This is a genomic window from Burkholderia sp. HMSC10F09 (assembly GCF_001806955.1).
GTDB classification, from domain to species: domain Bacteria; phylum Pseudomonadota; class Gammaproteobacteria; order Burkholderiales; family Burkholderiaceae; genus Burkholderia; species Burkholderia multivorans.
In genome coordinates this window covers 1-909 of sequence record NZ_KV786927.1, presented here as the reverse complement: position 1 = coordinate 909, position 909 = coordinate 1, and the positions used below count along the sequence as shown (strand labels likewise).

The window sequence follows — 909 nt, the reverse complement described above, 5'->3', positions numbered from 1 at the left end:
CGCGCCGCCGCAGGCGCCGGCGTCGCGCGGCGCGAGCCCGTCTTCGGCATCGGGCGCGCCGGCCGCGCTGCCGGCCGACACGCAATCGACCGAGATCCGCAAGGCCACGCAGGACGCGGCCGCCTATCTGCGCGGCCTCGCGCAACTGCGCGGACGCAATGCCGAATGGGCGGAGCGCGCGGTGCGCGAGGCGGTCAGCCTGTCGGCGAACGAAGCGCGCGCGCAGCACGTCGTCGACCTGATCGCGCAGGACCCGGCCGATCTCGCGCGGCAGCTCGACGGCCGCAGCGTGACGACGGCCGCCGGCACGCTGCGGCTCGCGACCGCGCACGCGCCGCTCGTCGTCGTCGAGCCCGACTGGCGCAGCCGCTTCCTGTCGATCGTCGCCGATCCGAACGTCGCGCTGATCCTGCTGACGATCGGCATCTACGGGCTGTTCTTCGAGTTCGCGAACCCCGGCTTCGTGCTGCCGGGCGTCGCCGGGACGATCTGCCTGCTGGTCGGGCTGTTCGCGATGCAGTTGCTGCCCGTCAGCTATGCGGGCCTCGCGCTCGTGCTGCTCGGTCTCGGCTGCCTCGTCGCCGAAGCGTTTCTGCCGACCTTCGGCGTGCTCGGCTTCGGCGGCATCGTCGCGTTCGTGATCGGCGCGCTGATGCTGATCGACACCGACGTGCCCGGCTACGGCATTCCGTGGCCCGTCATCGCGAGCCTCGCGCTCGGCGGCGCGCTGCTCGTCGCCGGCGTGTCGAGCGTTGCGCTGCGCGCGCGGCGGCGGCCGGTCGTCACGGGCGGCGAGGCGATCGTCGGCAGCATCGGCGAAGTGCTCGACGACGGCCTGCACGCCGACCAGCCGCACGGGCCGAACGGCGCGGCGCCGCCGTCGGCGGCCGGATGGGCGCGCGTACACGG

1 protein-coding gene is annotated in these 909 nt (G+C 74.4%); it reads left to right on the top strand.

Annotated features, from left to right (window positions below; translation table 11 throughout):
• Window positions 1-909 (top strand): NfeD family protein (locus tag HMPREF3115_RS27375; RefSeq protein WP_371089518.1); only part of this gene is annotated, 909 nt, incomplete at both ends.